The organism is Niallia sp. MER 6 (assembly GCF_023714395.1).
Lineage (GTDB): Bacteria > Bacillota > Bacilli > Bacillales > Cytobacillaceae > Niallia.
Window position 1 is genome coordinate 49,003 of sequence record NZ_JAMAUK010000001.1, and the last position, 18,471, is coordinate 67,473.

Below are 18,471 nucleotides of genomic sequence, written 5' to 3' on the forward strand. Positions count from 1 at the left end.
CTCATTCACCCCAATCAATCTAAATCTTCACTGTTTAAGCGAAAATCCTCTTCTTCCTCATCATTGTCATCAAACGTTAACAGCGAAGCTTCAGTTGGATAAATCCCAGCTTCTCTTGCATCTGTTTCAGATTTGATGTCAATCTTCCAGCCAGTCAGCTTAGCAGCAAGGCGAGCGTTTTGACCTCTTTTTCCGATTGCTAATGAAAGCTGATAATCAGGAACGATAACAGTTGTTGCTTTTTCTTCCTCATCTACAATTACTTCCAACACTTTAGATGGGCTTAGAGCATTAGCAACAAACACCTTTGGATCTTGCGACCATTGGACGATATCGATTTTTTCCCCTTTAAGTTCATTAACAATTGTCTGAACACGAGTTCCCTTAGGGCCAACACATGAACCTACTGGATCTACTTCTTCATTTTCAGAGTGTACAGAGATTTTAGATCTGTCACCAGCTTCACGAGCAACAGACTTAATTTCTACAGTGCCGTCATAGATTTCTGGAACTTCCATTTCAAACAATCTTTTTAGCAAGCCAGGATGTGTTCTAGACACATAAATTTGTGGACCTTTTGTTGTTTTTTCAACTTTCGTCAAAAATACTTTAATACGATCATGAGGCTTGTAAAATTCATTTGGCATCTGCTCATTTGCAGGTAGAATCGCTTCGATTTTTCCTAAGCTCACGTAAATGAACTTGCTGTCTTGGCGCTGAACAATACCTGTCATAATATCTTCTTCACGGTCGATGAATTCCGAATAGATGATTCCTCTTTCCGCTTCACGAACACGCTGTGTAACAACTTGTTTAGCTGTTTGCGCAGCAATTCGGCCGAAGTCCTTTGGAGTCACTTCCAGTTCCACGACATCTTCCACTTCATAGTTTGGATTTACCTTTTGAGCATCCTCCAATGAAATTTCCAAACGCGGATCAAAAACTTCATCCACCACTTCTTTACGTGCAAATACACGCATTGTACCTGAACCTAAATTTAAATCTATGCGAACATTTTGTGCTTGATTGAAGTTTCGGCGGTATGCAGAAATAAGTGCGGCTTCAATAGCCTCAATAATTACATCACGCGAAATTCCTTTTTCTTTCTCAAGCAATACAAGAGCATCTACTAATTCACTGCTCATGAGAGTGTATCCCCCTTTAACCTCAACGGAAAATATAGAGCGGAAGCCCTTTGACCAAACCAAACAACTTACGAGTCAGTACTAGAAGTCGGGCCTGACTATTAAGTGTCGAAGGTTTAAGGGCTTGACGCAAAAATAAAATAAGTGCAAAAGTGCTTTGCTATAAAATTTTGCCAAAGCACTTCGTATTTCTTACGAGAAGCTCACTGCAAGCCTAGCTTTAGCAACTTTCTCATAAGGAATTTCAATGGTTTTTTTTCTAGTTTTGATTTTCACTTCTACTGTGACAACATTGCCATCAAAACCTGTAAGGATTCCTTCAAAGGTTTTTTCGTTGTCAATCGGTTCATATGTTTTAATATGTACATTTTTCCCAATTGCCTTTTGGAAATCCTTATCCTTCTTCAAAGGTCTTTCGGCACCAGGAGAAGAAACCTCTAGGAAATAGTTTTCTGGAATCGGATCCAGTTCATCCAGTTTTTCGCTTAGCTTCTCGCTGACCGCAGCACACTCATCAATATCTACACCATTGTCCTTATCAATGAAGACGCGCAAAAAGTAGTTAGGACCTTCTTTTACATACTCAATGTCAACTAGTTCTAAGTTAAGATCTTCTAATATTGGGTTAACCATTTCTTCGACTATCCCTGTTACTTTGCTCAAACTTTTTCCCTCCTTAAGCAAGGAACAATTATTGAGGCAAGAATGCAGACTGTTCAAGCATGCTTTTCTTGTCTAACCTGTTTAATAATTTTTCGCTTTCCAAATAGAAAATACCACCCGTAAAAAGGTGCGTACAATAGGAAAGAGTGGGTTGCCCCACTCTCCATTCGCGAAAGTTATCTTTAGTATTTCCAACTAAACTATACCATAACCGCACTATTTATGCAAATAGAACTCTGATACAGCAAGGCTCCGCCTGCCTTTTCCCTAAATTAACAAACTGTATTAGAATAGTGACAGCTGGTTTTGGTCCGGCATGTCAGCTAAGCAGCCATGGTTATCCAAGTACTCCATGATAGTTTTAGACACTTTTCCGCGCTGTTGCAAATCTTCTTTAGACAGAAACTCGCCGTCTTGTCTTGAACGCACAATATTCAATGCCGCATTTGTTCCAAGGCCTGGAATACTGTTAAACGGCGGAATAAGAGTATTTCCTTCAATAATGAATTCAGAAGCACTTGATTTATATAAATCGACTTTTTGGAAAGAGAATCCTCGCTCTACCATTTCGAAAGCAAGCTCCATAACTGTAAGCAAGTTTTTCTCCTTAGTAGATGCATCAAGACCTTTGCCGCTGATTTCATCTATAACTGCTTTAATGCTTTGGGCGCCTTTCACCATGGCGTCTACATCAAAATCTTCTGCTCTTACTGTGAAGTATGCTGCATAGTAAAGAAGCGGAAGATGCACTTTAAAATAGGCAATCCTTACGGCCATGAGGACGTAAGCCGCAGCATGCGCCTTCGGGAACATATATTTTATCTTTTTACAAGAATCAATATACCATTCCGGCACTTCATTTTTACGCATTTCCTCTTCCATCTCATCAGTTAGACCTTTACCTTTACGGACACTTTCCATGATTTTAAAGGCAAATGCCGGGTCTAAACCTTGGTATATCAGGTAAACCATGATGTCATCACGACAGCCGATAACTTCACTCAGGTTACAGATATTATTGTGGATAAGCTCTTGTGCATTGCCGAGCCAAACGTCTGTACCATGTGAAAGTCCAGAGATTTGGACAAGCTCTGAGAATGTAGTTGGTTTTGTATCCTCAAGCATTTGTCGGACGAATTTAGTTCCGAACTCTGGTATTCCAAAAGTACCTGTTTTGCAATTAATCTGTTCCGCTGTAACACCAAGTGACTCCGTACCGCTGAAGATTTTCATTACTTCCGGATCATCTGTCGGAATGGTTTTCGGATCAATCCCGCTCAAATCCTGTAGCATCCTGATAACAGTCGGATCATCGTGTCCAAGTATATCAAGCTTAAGCAGGTTATCATGAATGGAATGGAAGTCAAAGTGAGTCGTTTTCCATTCAGAATTTCTATCATCTGCCGGGAATTGAATAGGTGAAAAGTCGTAAATATCCATATAATCAGGTACTACGATAATTCCCCCTGGATGCTGACCTGTAGTACGTTTTACACCAGTACAGCCTGATGCAAGCCGATCAATTTCCGCACCTCTAATTTGCAGGTTATTATCCTGCTGATACGCCTTAACATATCCGTAAGCTGTCTTATCTGCGACAGTACCTATCGTTCCTGCACGGTAAACATATTCCTCACCAAACAGCACCTTTGTATAGTTATGGGCTTTTGGTTGGTATTCCCCGGAAAAGTTCAAATCTATATCAGGTACCTTATCCCCTTTAAACCCAAGGAAGGTTTCAAACGGAATATCATGTCCGTCTTTTTTATATCTAATTCCACAATTCGGGCAGTCCTTATCTGGCAAATCAAAGCCTGAACCGACTGATCCGTCATTGAAGAATTCTGATTGCTTACAGCTTGTACAAACGTAATGAGGCGGAAGCGGATTAACCTCTGTGATTTCGGTCATTGTGGCAACGAAGGATGATCCGACAGATCCACGTGATCCTACCAGGTATCCATCATCCAATGATTTCTTCACCAGTTTATGAGAAATCAAGTAGATAACGGCGAATCCATGGCCGATAATACTTTTCAGCTCTTTCTCTAGCCTTGCCTCTACGATTTCTGGCAATTCGTCCCCGTATATTCTTCGGGCCATGCTGTAGCTCATTTCGCGCATTTCTTCATCTGCGCCTTCAATTTTCGGTGTGTACAAGTCATCTTTAATCGGCTTGATTTCATCTATCATATCGGCAATCTTATTGCTGTTGGCAACGACGATTTCCTTTGCTTTGTCTTCTCCTAAAAAGCGGAAGCCGTCAAGCATTTCATTTGTAGTCCTGAAATGAACATCAGGAAGTTTATGCCTGTTCAGCGGGTTAGCTCCGCCTTGAGAACCGACGAGTATTTGTCTGTAAATTTTGTCGTTCGGGTTTTGGTAATGGACATTTCCTGTTGCGACAACAGGTATATCAAGTTTCTCACCGAGCTTTGTGATATTTCCGATGATTTCTTCAAGGGCCTTTTCATTTTGTACTAGCTCCATTTCAATTAAATGGGCATATACTTCTTTCGGCATTACTTCCAGATAATCATAAAACGGCGCCACACTTTCCACTTCTTCCGGCGCTTTTTGCATCATTGCCTCAAATACTTCTCCTTTATCACAGCCCGAGCCGACAAGCAATCCTTCTCTGTGCTTTTGCAGGACAGAACGCGGTATGCGCGGCACACGGTAGAAATAATTCAAGTGAGAAATTGAGACTAGCTTGAATAGGTTTTTCAAACCAACATCATTTTGGGCTAGCAGTGTGCAATGATATGGACGGGCTCTTTGATAGGCATTGCCTTGTCCCATATTCTCATTAAGCTGATTATGATTGGTGATGCCTTTTTCCTGTGCATCCTTCAACATTTTCAACACTAAATATCCCGTTGCTTCTGCATCGTAAATGGCACGGTGATGCTGTGTCAGTTCAATATCAAACTTTTTCGCAAGTGTGTTCAATCGATGGTTTTTCATCTCAGGATACAAAAATCTTCCTAGTTCCAATGTATCAATGACAGGATTATCTGATTTTGGCATTCCAGCCTTTTGATAGCCGACATTAATAAATCCGACATCAAAGGAAGCGTTGTGAGCAACAAGTATGCTGTCTCCAGCCCAGTCTTTGAATTTGCGCAGGACGATACCAATCTCTGGCGCACCTTGGACCATATCATCTGTAATTCCAGTCAGATTAATGGTTGTTGCCGACAATCTGTGATGAGGGTCTGCAAATGATTCAAAGCGGTCGATAATTTCTCCGTTATGAATCTTCACCGCTGCCAATTCAATGATTGTATTGTAAACAGCAGATAACCCAGTTGTCTCTACGTCAAACACGACATATGTTGCATCTTCTAAATGCAGATCCTTTTCGTTATATGCAATCGGCACCCCGTCATCGACTAGATTCACTTCGACTCCGTAAAGGATTTTCACGCCATTTTTCTTTCCGGCACCAAAGGCTTCCGGAAAGGATTGGGCAACTGCGTGATCGGTTATAGCAATCGCTTTATGACCCCATTTTTTCGCCTGGCCGACAAGCGCGCCAACAGACGAAACAGCATCCATTTGGCTCATTGGAGTATGGAGATGAAGCTCGACTCTTTTTTCGCCTTCTTTAGCTGTGTCCTGTCTTTCGACTGGCTTTATTTCATTTAAGTCATTCCCGATCATCACTAAGTCTCTGACAAAGGTGTCGTTCTGAATGCTGCCTCGCGCCCTTAGCCACATTCCTTTTTTAACAAGCTGGAATAACGCTGCATCCTCCTTGTCTCTTGAGAACATCTTCACCATGATGGAGCTAGTGTAGTCGGTAATCTTGAATGTCAGCAATGTTCTGCCGCTGCGAAGCTCCTTCGTCTCTGCGAAGAACACGTATCCTTCAATTGTCACTCGTCTTTCTTCATCGACAATTTCCTCAAGTCGGCGGTAGTCGCTGTCATCCTTAATTGTTAAGCCGATTGTAAGCGGACCTGATGGAATGCTCGCATCGCCAGCTTCTTTGTCAGCCTCCATCTTCTGAATATCAAGCATGGCCTGTTTTCCTCTTTCTTGATCTTCCAGTCTTTTCGCTTCAAGGAACTGGGCATATGCGTCATTCGTCTCTTGAGTTGCCACTTCTGTATCGATCATCATAGCTGGAAAACCAAAATACTGATAAGCATTTGAAATTAAATCAGCATATTTGCGCTTAATAGCCAGTCCTTCCATTTCGTTATTGACTGTTATCGTCAACTTGTTGCCTTGAATTTTCGGCACTTGTTCATTAAGCAATTTAATGAGCGGCGGTGCAATTCCCTGCATTTGTTCAATACATGCAGACCAATAATCCCTTATAAGTATTTCATCAGCAAGGCTTGATTGAACATTTATATTGAATGTCACTGTTGCAATATGCTCGAAATTGCTGACAAGTTTAGTTGTGAACAATTGATAAATGTTATAAGGAATAATGCTTTCAAACGCGAAATGGAAATGCCATTTTTTCGCTTTTCTTTCAATGACTATTTTATCTATTTTAGCGTTACGAAAATGGGTAACAATCGCATCATCTGTTAATTGAAGCTGCTGCAATAGCAATTGAAATCGTTCCAATTTCCCTTCTATTTCTGCCATTTGTTCTCCCCTTACTTTTCTATATTTCTTTTATTGGTGCTCTACCAAGCTACATTATATCATAATCTATTTTTTCTTATTGAATAAAAGGCTGCTTAAATGTTGGCAATTTAAAGAACGGTTGGCAGCCTATTTACACCATAAAAAAAGCTACAGCTTGTCGCTGTAGCTGTAAAACTTAGTTGGAAAGCTTTGCAAGAGTCTCAAGCAGATTATCAACATGAACCTCATGAACATCGCCGCTGCTTCTTTCTTTCAGTTCTACAATTCCTTCTGCCGCTTTTTTGCCGACAGTAATACGAATTGGCAAACCGATCAAATCAGAATCTGCAAACTTTACTCCCGCTCTTTCCGCACGATCATCAACAAGCACATCATAACGGTTTTGCTTCAAGCTATTATATAGCTTGTCTGTCAATTCTGTTTGAGCTTCGTCCTTAGCATTAACTGTAATCAGATGCAGATCGAATGGTGCGATTGCTTTTGGCCAAACGATGCCTCTCTCATCATTAAATTGCTCAACGATTGCAGCCATTGTTCTAGACACACCGATACCGTAGCAGCCCATGATGATAGACTGAGAACGGCCATTTTCATCCAGATAGCTCGCACCCATTGCTTCACTGTAGCGAGTTCCTAATTTAAAGACATGACCAACTTCAATTCCTTTTGCAAACACGATTGTACCTTTTCCATCTGGAGAAACATCCCCTTCTTGAATGAAGCGCAAATCAGCATATTGACTTACAGCAAAGTCTCTTTCTGGGTTTACATTCGTATAATGATAGTCTTCTTCATTTGCTCCGCAAACACCATTAACAACATATTGAACCGCATTATCTGCAATTACTTCCACATCTTTAACGCCGATTGGTCCGAGTGAACCAACACTGCAGCCTAGAATATTCTTTGTTTCGGACGCATCAGCAAGCTCGACAGTTGATGCTTCAAGCAAGTTTTTCAATTTAATATCGTTCACTTCATGATCTCCGCGAACTAATACAAGTACATGCTTGTCGTCCACTTTAAATAGAAGTGATTTGATGCATTTATTTTCTGAAACATTCAAGAAAGCTGAAACTTGCTCGATTGTTTTAACGTTTTCTGTTTTTACCTTCTCAAGCTCGCCTTGGGGTGTATCCTCTTTTTCATATACAGCAAGCACTGGTGCCATTTCAATATTAGCTGCATAGTTTGATTCAGTTGAATAAGCGATTGTATCCTCTCCAACATCGGAAAGTGCCATAAATTCATGCGTATCTTTTCCGCCCATAGCGCCGCTGTCTGCAATAACAGCACGGTAGTTCAAACCGCATCTTTCAAAAATATTGCAATATGCCTGGAAGATTGCATCATACACTTCCCCAAGACTTTCGTGAGAGCTGTGGAAGGAATAAGCATCCTTCATGATGAACTCACGGCCACGTAAAATCCCGAATCTTGGTCTCTTTTCATCTCTGAATTTCGTTTGAATTTGATAAAGAGATAAAGGCAAACGCTTATATGATTTAATTTCATCCCTAATTAGGCTTGTGATTACTTCCTCATGTGTTGCACCGAGGGCGAATTCACGATTATTACGGTCATTTAGACGCATTAATTCTGGTCCGTAAGAATACCATCTGCCAGACTCTTGCCAAAGTTCTGCTTGTTGCATAGCAGGCATTAGCAGCTCGACTGATCCTGAATTATCCATTTCTTCACGGATAATTTGTTCAATCTTTTTCAGCACTTTATTTGCTAATGGCAAATAAGAATATATTCCGCTCGCATTCTGCCTGATATAGCCTGCGCGCAAAAGCAGCTGATGGCTTTTAATTTCTGCGTCTGCTGGCACTTCCCTTAAAGTCGGGATTAACATTTTACTTTGCTTCATTATTTAGCACCTCTATTTTTATTTTCAAACAAATCACGAATGAAGGTGAGGTCTATTTTCTCCTCACCCATTCACAGATTAACTAATTGATTATTTAAGGAAGAAACGCTGAATATCGTTCCACGTTACCACAATCATTAGCAGCATCAGCAATGCAAAGCCAACAAAGTGAACAATTCCTTCTTTATGCCTGTCAATCGGCTTGCCTCTGATTGCCTCAATAGCAAAGAAGATCAATCTTCCGCCGTCAAGAGCCGGCAGCGGCAGCAAGTTCATGATACCTAAGTTAATGCTCAAGATAGCCGCCCATCTCATCAATGAGTATATACCTGATTGAGCGACCGTATCCGTTGATTTATAGATTCCCACAGGTCCGCTTAACGCATCGATGGAGAATTGTCCTGTTACCAGTTTACCGACTGCTCCAATGATCGTTTTCGTCCATGTATAGGTTTCTGTTACACCGTATTGGAATGCTTTTAACGGGGATTTTTCCATCGGGCTGTATACACCAACTAATCCGATCTTTTCTCCGTCTTCCACTTCCGTTTCTTTAGGCGTAACGTCAACAGTCATTTCCTGCCCGTTTCGGACAAGCAGGAACTCAAGCTCTTCACCTGGGCTCTTCTGAATGATAGAGACAACATCCTCCCAAGAAGAAACAGATTGTCCGTCAATACTTAATACGGTATCTCCTTCTTTTAAGCCTGCAGTGATTGCTACACCATCCTCTGTCAATTTGCCAAGCTTCGGCTCATTGGAAGGCATTCCTTGTGTTAAAGCAATGATAACAAACACAACGAAAGCTAGAACAAAGTTCATCATCGGCCCTGCAAAGATAGCCAATGTGCGTTGCCATAGAGTTTTACTATTGAATTGACGATCATATGGCGCAATTTGTGTTTCAATGCCATTTTCGATGATAACCGCTTCTCTATGAATTCGGAATACTTGCAGCTCTTCATTCATATCATCTTCTGCATAACCTTTGATCGTTAAATCGTGATCTAGGTCGGCAGCTTCAACATTAATTATTCTTGCATTCGGATACTTTTCTTTGTTATTAAGAATGATTTTCTCCACTGATCCATCTTTGCCAAAAAGCAGCCCAATCCGATGTCCTGCTTTAATTTCAATCATTTCAGCGTCTTCCCCAGCCATGCGGACAAATCCGCCTAATGGAAGAAGACGAATGGTATACGTTGTTTCTCCTCTCTTTTGAGAAAAGACTTTTGGACCGAATCCAATTGCAAATTCACGGCACAGGATACCTGCCCTTTTTGCAAATACGAAGTGTCCGAGCTCATGAAAAAACACTAACGCACCAAAAATGATAATAAAAGCAACTACTGTATACAATATATAACCACCTTTTTATAGAAGTGTGCTTGCAATTTTTCTCGTTTCTTGATCAACCTCTTGGATAATGGCAAGGCTTGGATTAGCGATAAGACGATGATTGTTCAACGCTCTTTCAATCAGCTCTTCAATTTGCAAGAAGCTGATTTCCCCTTTCAAGAACCTGGAAACAGCCACTTCATTGGCAGCATTTAAAACGGTTGGCAGCGTACCGCCGGCTTTGCCCGCTTCAATCGCGAAATGCAGACAGCGGAACCGTTCAAGATCCATCTCCTGAAAATGCAGTTTCCCGATTTTTGCAAGATCGAGACGTTCTGACGATCGAAGGGGAAGGCGGTCCGGATATGTCAGCGCGTATTGAATAGGCACTTTCATGTCTGGTGTGCCAAGCTGAGCAATGACACTGCTGTCATGGAATTCGACCATAGAGTGGATGATGCTTTCCTTATGTAATAAGACATCAATTTGATCATAAGGCAATGCAAATAACCAAAATGCCTCGATAACCTCCAAGCCTTTATTCATCATTGTTGCAGAATCAATCGTGATTTTCGCACCCATTGACCAATTTGGATGCTTTAGGGCATCCTCTACTGTCACATGCTGCAGGTCTGCTCTCGATAAATCACGGAAGCTGCCGCCTGAGGCTGTTATGATTAAGCGTTCAATATTTTTTTCTTTTTCACCTTGCAAGCATTGATAAATAGCTGAATGTTCACTATCAACAGGGAGGATGGGAACATTATTCTTTTTCGCTGCTTCCATCACCAAGTGACCAGCTGTCACCAATGTTTCTTTATTGGCAATTGCAATTGTCTTTTTTGCTTCAATTGCCTGTAAAGTAGGGTATAAACCGACACTTCCAAGCACAGCATTCACCAGTATGTCCGCCTTGTCAAAGACTGCTACCTCTACCAAACCTTCCTGACCAAACGTAAACTTGGTATTAGCAAACTCAACCTTTAATTTGTCGCAGTCTTCCTTTTCAGTAACCGATACTAATGCTGGCTGGAATTCTGCGATGATCTGCCTTGTCAGCTCTATATTTCTGCCTGAAGAAAAGGCGACAAGCTTAAAGCTATCGGGATGTTCTCTTATGACATCCAACGTCTGTGTTCCTACCGAACCAGTTGCACCTAATAAACTGATATGTTTCACTGTCTCACTCCCAGACCATGTTGCTATATTTCTTCATTCGTAAATTCACAGCATTTTTCAAACTTAAATGCTGATTATATTTTACCTACTATATCTAAAATAAAATACAGCAGCGGCCAAACAAACAGTAAACTGTCAAAACGATCCAGGATGCCGCCATGTCCCGGAAGAATCTTACCAGAATCTTTAACACCGTAATGGCGTTTAAGCGCAGATTCTGCCAAATCACCAATTTGTCCAAAAATAGACAAGATGATTGTAATAAACGGTATTATAGACCATTCTATGTAGCCAAACACATAAAATAGAACTGAAACGATAACGGCACAAACAATGCCTCCGATAAAGCCTTCAACAGTCTTATTCGGACTAATTTCCGGCCAAAGCTTCCTTTTTCCGATAGCTCGTCCAATAAAATAAGCACCTGAATCTGTCGCCCAAATAATAAATAATGAGTAAACGAGGATAGTCAGATCATTATTTGAAATTTGCACAAAAAAATGAAAACCGACACCCATATAAAGGACAGAAAGGACGGAAAAGCCGACATCATCAAAAGTAAATTTGTTTTTAGATGCAACCATATAGCTTAAATAAAGCATGATGGCAAGCAAGCCTATTTCTGTTTTTGACAAGTTCCAATGTGCTAGAAAACCGCTGTATTGATCTGGCAATATAAATATCCATGTCACCAGCAAGGAAAGAATGCCGCTAAAAGATAAAAGCGGAAGCTTTCTCATCTTCAGCAGCTCGTATAAACCAATGGCCGCAATTAAAAATGTAAACAGCACCAATGGCATGTCGCCAAGCAAGATAAACAGGATAAAAATAGCTGCCGCAATCACTCCTGTAATAGTTCTCTGTTTCATACATTCACAACCCTTATTAGACTCCTCCAAAACGCCGCTGGCGACTTTGGAATACTTCAATAGCTTCGATTAAATGCTCCTCTTTGAAATCCGGCCAGAGGACATCTGTGAACCAAAGCTCTGTATAGGCAAGCTGCCACAGCATAAAGTTGCTTATACGGATTTCGCCGCTTGTGCGAATCAGCAAATCCGGATCATTCAGTCCGCCTGTCATCAAATAAGATGAAAAGACTTCTTCTGTAATGTCCATTGCTTCCATACTTCCGTTTTGACAATCTTTTACGATGTTGCTTACCGCTTGAAGAATTTCCGATCTGCTCCCATAGTTCAAAGCGAAATTCAAATTCAAGCCAGTATTATTTTTTGTTTTTTCCACTGCATTATCCAATGCTTTTAAGGTATGTTCCGGAAGCTTTTCTTTATATCCAATGGCAGTCACGCGAACATTCTTCTCAATTAACTCCGGCAAGAAGGTTCCTAAAAACTGTTCAGGCAGTGACATGATATAATCAACTTCCGTTTTCGGCCGTTTCCAATTTTCTGTTGAAAAGGCATATAGGGTCAAAACTTTTATCCCCAAATCATCAGCCATCTTCGTAATGCGTTTGACACATTTCATTCCTTCATGATGGCCAGCTATCCTTGGCAGCTTTCTTTTTTTAGCCCATCTGCCATTGCCGTCCATTATGATAGCGACATGCTCCGGAACTTTCTGCTGCTTTATTTTGCTTATCTGGTCTTGGAGAGTATTAGTAGTGGTCCCCGTCTTCCATAACCTTAATTTGTTAAACATACTATTGTTCCTCCAAAGTAGATCCTCTCACATCAATTATATCCTTCTTATGTTACTTTAGCTTTTTCTTATATAAGTAGAAAAACATCCACATTCCTTGTATGCGCAAAAACAGTGAGGGTAGGCTTACAATGTTCCCTTTATATCTTATAGGAAACTAGACTGCATAAGCAACCAAAAATACAAATAGCTTATAATAAAGCGAAAAACCCCCTAATAATAGAGGGTTCTTTAGTTTAGACAAAGCCCTAACCAATCATTCAGGCATATAAAACAGGGTCTTTTACGCACCCTCTTGCCCAGAAGCTTTAACGCTACCTTATTACTGGAATAAGATGAGAAAGCACTGGCTACCCGAGAGGTTACGAAATCTTAATTGAATTCATCTCTGGCATGCAACCATTAAAGTCTGCATTATATCTTCCTTAGCGAGAGAAAGAGTGAAAAAGGCTTTGGTAAATTCAAATTCGCTTCCCTTTTTGGCAGCAAACTTTCTATTATACCTCTAGAATTTCTTTTTCTTTCTCTTTTGTCAATGCATCCACTTTTGTAATGTAATCATCTGTAAGCTTTTGAATATCATCACTGTAACCACGCAAAGCATCTTCTGTGATTTCACCGTTCTTTTCAAGCTTTTTCAAATCGTCATTCCCATCTCTGCGGATGTTACGGATAGCGATTTTCGCTTCTTCTGATTCTTTTTTAACGTTTTTAACCAGTTCTTTACGGCGTTCTTCTGTAAGCATTGGGATAGTCAGGCGAATGATATTACCATCATTCGTTGGGTTTAACCCAATATCTGATTTTAGAATAGCTTTTTCGATTTCACCTAGAATTGATTTATCGTAAGGCTGAATGACAAGCAGTCTTGCTTCCGGCACGCTGATTCCAGCTAGTTGGTTTACTGGTGTTGGCGCTCCGTAGTAATCCACATTGATGCGATCTAGAAGGGCTGCATTAGCTCTTCCTGCACGGATGCTTGCAAGTTCACGTGAATAGCTTTGGATTGCTTTATCCATTCTTTCCTTTGTACTTGAAATGACTTGTTTTGGCATTATTTTTTCCCCCTTACTAATGTTCCGATTTTTTCACCCATAACTGCTCTTTTAATATTGCCTTCTTCCATAATAGAGAATACAATCAGTGGAATATCGTTATCCATACATAGGGATGATGCAGTTGAATCCATGACAGCAAGTCCATCTTTAATCACATCAAAATAAGTCAGCTGATCATACTTAGTTGCGTTTTTATCTACTCTAGGATCTGCAGAGTAAACTCCGTCCACATTGTTTTTAGCCATCAAGATAACTTCTGCTTCAATCTCAGCAGCTCTTAATGCAGCAGTAGTATCTGTGGAGAAGTACGGATTTCCAGTTCCTGCAGCGAAAATAACAACACGTTTTTTCTCTAGGTGGCGAATCGCACGTCTTCTGATGTAAGGTTCAGCTATTTGTCTCATATCAATTGATGTTTGTACACGTGTTTCAATACCTAATTGTTCTAAACTGTCCTGCAAGGCTAATGAGTTCATGATAGTGGCAAGCATTCCCATATAATCGGCATTTGCTCTGTCCATGCCCATTTCCTCACCGATTTTGCCTCTCCAAATATTCCCGCCGCCGACTACAACGGCAGCTTCTACACCTAGTTCAGCAACTTCCTTCACTTGCTCCGCTACATTTTTGATGACAGCAGGATTAATGCCAAAACCAGCTTCGCCAGCTAAAGCTTCCCCGCTTAATTTTAGAACAACACGTTTATATTTTGGATTACTCATGGAAACCTCCGTATGTATTAAATGTCTTTAAAAATAGGGAACACAATGTGCTCCCCTTCTTAAACTTGTCGAAACACCATTCTTTAGCCATTCCATGCTGCTTATCTTCCAAGATGGAAAAAGCAGTGGTTTTGGAAGAAGAGCGCATCCAATCAACTAACCATTTCATGAATGATACACAATATAAGGAACACAGGAGTGTTCCTATATTGAATCCGACAAATATTATTTTTTGTTAACTTGGTTCATTACTTCTTCAGCAAAGTTATCTTCGCGTTTTTCGATTCCTTCTCCTACTTCGTAGCGAACGAACTCACGCAAAGTTGCACCTTTAGACTCAACGAATTGACGAACCTTTTGGTCTGGGTTTTTAACGAAAGTTTGGTCAAGAACACAAACATCTTCGAAGTATTTGCCAAGGCGGCCTTCCACCATTTTTGCAACGATGTTTTCTGGTTTGCCTTCGTTAAGAGCTTGTTGAGTTAATACTTCTCTTTCGTGTTCCACTTCTTCTTGAGAAACTTGGTCACGAGAAACGTATTTAGGGTTTAGTGCAGCGATATGCATAGCGATATCTTTAGCTGCAGACTCATCAGTAGAGCCTTCTAATACTGTTAGAACACCGATGCGTCCGCCCATGTGAAGGTAAGCACCGAAAGCGTCGCTGTCTGTTTTTGATTTGATTTCAAAACGGCGTAATGAAAGCTTTTCGCCAATCTTAGCAATAGCAGCATTGATGTGAGATTCAACAGTAGTTCCTTCAGTGATGTTTTGAGCTACAGCTTCTTCTACAGTTGCAGGCTTGCTGCTTAGAAGATGTGCTGCAAGTTCTTTAACAAGCACTTGGAAACCTTCGTTTTTAGCAACGAAATCAGTTTCTGAGTTCACTTCAAGAATAACTGCTTCGTTACCTTCTACAGCGATGTAAGTAGTACCTTCTGCAGCGATACGGTCTGCTTTTTTAGCAGCGCTAGCGATACCTTTTTCACGAAGGAAATCGATTGCCTTTTCGATGTCGCCGTTTGTTTCTGTAAGTGCTTTTTTGCAGTCCATCATACCAGCACCTGTTTTTTCACGTAGTTCTTTAACCATTTGAGCTGTTACAGCCATGTTAATTGCCTCCTTGTATTTTCCGTATGTACGTATACTTATTGTTTTTCCATTTATTATTGCTTTTAAGCAATTCTCTTTAAAAAAAGGTGATAAGAGGGCTGCTCTTTATCACCTTTTTCACAAGTCCCTAAACTAGTGTGTCTAGCAAAAGACTACTAGGTTGATAAAGACCATATTGTGATCTCTATGCGCTGTTCGTTTTTCTAGCAGACACAGTTATTTGACTTAAGCAGTTGTTACTTCTTCGCCTTGTTTAGCTTCTAGAATAGCATCTGCCATTTTTGCAGTTAATAGTTTCACAGCACGGATTGCGTCGTCGTTCGCTGGGATAACAACATCAATTTCGTCTGGATCACAGTTTGTATCAACAATTCCAACGATTGGAATATTCAATTTATGCGCTTCTGCAACTGCAATGCGCTCTTTGCGTGGATCAACAATGAATAATGCATCTGGCATTTTTTTCATTTCTTTGATTCCGCCCAAGAATTTTTCCAAGCGCTCAAGCTCTTTGTTCAATTGAACTACTTCTTTTTTAGGAAGTACTTCGAAAGTACCGTCTTCAGACATTCTTTCGATTTCTTTCAAACGAGCAATACGTTTTTGGATTGTTTCAAAGTTAGTTAAAGTTCCACCTAACCAGCGTTGGTTTACATAGTATTGACCAGAACGGATAGCTTCTTCTTTAACTGAATCTTGAGCTTGTTTTTTAGTTCCTACGAAAAGAACAGTTCCGCCGTTACCAGCAAGTTCTTTCACATAGTTGTAAGCTTCTTCAACCTTTCTAACTGTCTTTTGAAGGTCGATGATGTAGATGCCGTTACGCTCCGTGAAAATGTATTTTTTCATTTTTGGGTTCCAACGGCGAGTCTGGTGACCGAAGTGTACACCAGCTTCAAGCAATTGTTTCATTGAGATTACTGACATGTTTGTTCCTCCTAATGGTTTTGTTTTCCTCCGCCTTTATCATTTTTAATCAAAACTGTATAAACAGCACCAATGATTAAATCCAAAAGCGTGTGTATTAACACCGTTTTTTAATATAGCATATGTATGATAGACAATCAAGCTATTCCTGATTATTTTGTCTAAATTTCAGTAAAAGCTCTATTTCTGTCTTACCTTTGTTTAATTTTTTGGCAATCTGTTCAATCGTTTCGCCTTGCTTCTCAAGCTCTATAACTTGTTCAAGCAGGGACATTTCCTTTGGTTCTTAATAAGATCCAATAGTTCTTCCACATCATCTGGCTTTATGTTACTGTCATAAGTTTGATAGGATTTGACTGCTGCTGCATAAGGATTCGCCTTTGGCACTGTAAATGAAGCAGGCTCCTCATTCTTGTCCTCTTTTTCTTCGACAGCTTCTTCCAGGCTTTTTTTCGGCTGTTCATCAAGCTCATGAATTCTTTGCAGGAACAATTCGTTCTCTTCTTTTATTTCCGCAATAAATGTCGAAACGATTTCTTCCATTTCTTCCAAAGCTTTTTCTTGTCGGCTTTCAAATGCAGCCAGTCTGTTTTGTCTAATAAACAACAGCGCAATGCATAACAGCGCCAATATATTTAACGCAATACTAAAAACAAGCAGAAAATTAACCATTTTATTCCCTCAATCTATCCACTATAGTCTATCATATTCCCTTTATACGGGTGATCAGGAAGGGACAGCTCCTCCTGGGTGCGTTTCTTCTTCCCTTTCGGCAAATCTGCGCTCTCCCTGTCTTGTTGGTTGTTATTGGAGACATTCCCCTTTTCTTCCCCTTTAACAACACTTGTCCTTTTTTTCAATTCTTCTTGCAAGGTAGCTTGCAGGGCATGATTATTCATCAATTGCCCTCGTTGGTCCTGCTGCTCCTGGATTTTCCCAGCATCATATGTGCGGGGTAAGGCTACCTGCATTTCAATCGCCTTTAAGCTCATTTCCCTTTCCCACTCCCTTTAAATGACCTTCTCTAATGAATGTCTTAATTTAAAGATTGCTTTCGAGTGGATTTGTGAAATACGGGAAGTAGATAAATTCATGACTTGTCCAATTTCTGTTAATGTAAGCTCTTCTTTATAAAACAAGCTTAAAACAAGCTGTTCTTTATCGTTTAATGTCTCAATCATGGATGCCATTTCCTTAATTAATTCATCCTTCATTACTTTTTCTTCCGGTATTTCTGTTTTATCATCCCTGATGGCGAATGTCGGGCCTTCTTTTTCATCCGATTCATTAAGCTGCTCATCAATGGAGAGGACATTGGCAAAGAAATGTTCATTCATCGTCGAGTACACTTCTTCTGTCGACAAATCGAGCTCATTGGCAATTTCCTGAACTGTCACATTTCGCATCATTTTCTGCTCGAGCTTTTCAATTGCTGCCTCGATTTTTTTTGTCTTTTCCCGCGTGCCTCGAGAAAGCCAGTCTTCTTTCCTTAAACCATCAATAATGCTTCCTCTAATGCGAAAAGACGCGTATGTGTCAAACTTCAGATCGCGTTTAGGATCAAATCTTTCCAGTGCATCATATAGGCCGATCATTCCTAAACTGTTCAGCTCTTCTCTTGAGACGCTCTTAGGAAGACCTACAGAAATGCGCTGCACATGAAAGCTAACAAGGGGCATATATTTTTTTATCAATGTGTTGCACGCATCTGTATCTCTAGTGGTTATCCACATCTCCCATGCATTTTTCTCCTCTAACGTCGTCTCGCTTGCCATAAACATCCTCCTCAAAACAGCATTTCCATTCCATTTGGTATTATTTCTTTATTTTGAACGCTCTGAGCCATTCCCATACTAAAAACCTTCTTTTAAACAAAAGCTACTACGGCTAAAGTGTAAGAAAGGCTTTTTCTTTCAGGTACTTCCTGACCCGAGCAGACTTTTATGCAAATCATTTATTATTTAAAACAGAATAGTACTTTACTACTCAATAAGATAATTGTACTACTTTAATTTGATAAGCCGCTTATCCTACATTTTTATTAAAACAGTTTTTTAAACTGACGCTGAAAACCCGTTTCTTCAAGTGATTAAACAGCTTTCCACCTATTAAACTTTAACATTGTCGAAATTTCTGCGGAATAGTACATTTAACCTATTTTTGTTGTAAAATTACCTTAT

15 protein-coding genes are annotated in these 18,471 nt (G+C 40.2%); all 15 read right to left on the minus strand.

Going from position 1 to position 18,471, the window contains the following annotated elements; genetic code table 11:
• Positions 1-14: 14 nt before the first annotated feature.
• The 15 genes from nusA to M3600_RS00320 all read right to left on the minus strand — a co-directional run bounded on the left by nusA (position 15) and on the right by M3600_RS00320 (position 18,066).
• Positions 15-1,145 carry a transcription termination factor NusA gene (gene nusA / locus M3600_RS00250; RefSeq protein WP_233314363.1) on the minus strand — a complete coding sequence of 377 codons (1,131 nt, stop codon included), beginning with the start codon at positions 1,143-1,145 and terminating at the stop codon, positions 15-17.
• Between the two features lie 192 nt (positions 1,146-1,337).
• Positions 1,338-1,808 (minus strand): ribosome maturation factor RimP, encoded by a 471-nt coding sequence (gene rimP, locus M3600_RS00255; protein ID WP_233314364.1) that lies wholly within the window; start codon positions 1,806-1,808, stop codon positions 1,338-1,340.
• Between the two features lie 285 nt (positions 1,809-2,093).
• A complete protein-coding gene (locus M3600_RS00260) occupies positions 2,094-6,416 on the minus strand; it encodes a PolC-type DNA polymerase III (RefSeq protein ID WP_233314365.1) in 4,323 nt (1,440 codons plus the stop codon).
• A 178-nt stretch (positions 6,417-6,594) separates the two neighbouring features.
• Positions 6,595-8,292 carry a proline--tRNA ligase gene (locus tag M3600_RS00265; RefSeq protein ID WP_251644583.1) on the minus strand — a complete coding sequence of 566 codons (1,698 nt, stop codon included), beginning with the start codon at positions 8,290-8,292 and terminating at the stop codon, positions 6,595-6,597.
• A gap of 90 nt (positions 8,293-8,382) precedes the next feature.
• Positions 8,383-9,651: an RIP metalloprotease RseP gene (gene rseP / locus M3600_RS00270; protein WP_233314367.1), complete on the minus strand. Its 1,269-nt coding sequence runs from the start codon at positions 9,649-9,651 to the stop codon at positions 8,383-8,385.
• 15 nt (positions 9,652-9,666) lie between these two features.
• Positions 9,667-10,809, minus strand: a complete 1,143-nt coding sequence (dxr, locus tag M3600_RS00275) for a 1-deoxy-D-xylulose-5-phosphate reductoisomerase (protein ID WP_233314368.1) — start codon at positions 10,807-10,809, stop codon at positions 9,667-9,669.
• A 74-nt stretch (positions 10,810-10,883) separates the two neighbouring features.
• Positions 10,884-11,678 (minus strand): phosphatidate cytidylyltransferase, encoded by a 795-nt coding sequence (locus M3600_RS00280; protein ID WP_233314369.1) that lies wholly within the window; start codon positions 11,676-11,678, stop codon positions 10,884-10,886.
• 16 nt (positions 11,679-11,694) lie between these two features.
• Positions 11,695-12,471, minus strand: a complete 777-nt coding sequence (locus M3600_RS00285; protein WP_233314370.1) for an undecaprenyl pyrophosphate synthase — start codon at positions 12,469-12,471, stop codon at positions 11,695-11,697.
• A 497-nt stretch (positions 12,472-12,968) separates the two neighbouring features.
• A complete protein-coding gene (frr, locus tag M3600_RS00290) occupies positions 12,969-13,526 on the minus strand; it encodes a ribosome recycling factor (RefSeq protein WP_233314371.1) in 558 nt (185 codons plus the stop codon).
• Positions 13,526-14,251 carry a UMP kinase gene (gene pyrH, locus M3600_RS00295; RefSeq protein WP_233314372.1) on the minus strand — a complete coding sequence of 242 codons (726 nt, stop codon included), beginning with the start codon at positions 14,249-14,251 and terminating at the stop codon, positions 13,526-13,528. The genes frr and pyrH overlap by 1 nt, the downstream gene beginning before the upstream one ends.
• Positions 14,252-14,476: 225 nt before the next feature.
• Positions 14,477-15,361, minus strand: a complete 885-nt coding sequence (gene tsf, locus M3600_RS00300) for a translation elongation factor Ts (protein ID WP_233314373.1) — start codon at positions 15,359-15,361, stop codon at positions 14,477-14,479.
• Positions 15,362-15,589: 228 nt separating this feature from the next.
• A complete protein-coding gene (gene rpsB, locus M3600_RS00305; RefSeq protein ID WP_233314374.1) occupies positions 15,590-16,291 on the minus strand; it encodes a 30S ribosomal protein S2 in 702 nt (233 codons plus the stop codon).
• Positions 16,292-16,540: 249 nt separating this feature from the next.
• Positions 16,541-16,963, minus strand: coding sequence for a hypothetical protein (locus M3600_RS00310; RefSeq protein ID WP_251644584.1), 423 nt, complete (start codon positions 16,961-16,963; stop codon positions 16,541-16,543).
• A 14-nt stretch (positions 16,964-16,977) separates the two neighbouring features.
• A complete protein-coding gene (locus tag M3600_RS00315; RefSeq protein ID WP_233314376.1) occupies positions 16,978-17,283 on the minus strand; it encodes a hypothetical protein in 306 nt (101 codons plus the stop codon).
• Between the two features lie 18 nt (positions 17,284-17,301).
• Positions 17,302-18,066 carry a FliA/WhiG family RNA polymerase sigma factor gene (locus tag M3600_RS00320; protein ID WP_267913299.1) on the minus strand — a complete coding sequence of 255 codons (765 nt, stop codon included), beginning with the start codon at positions 18,064-18,066 and terminating at the stop codon, positions 17,302-17,304.
• Positions 18,067-18,471 lie beyond the last annotated feature (405 nt).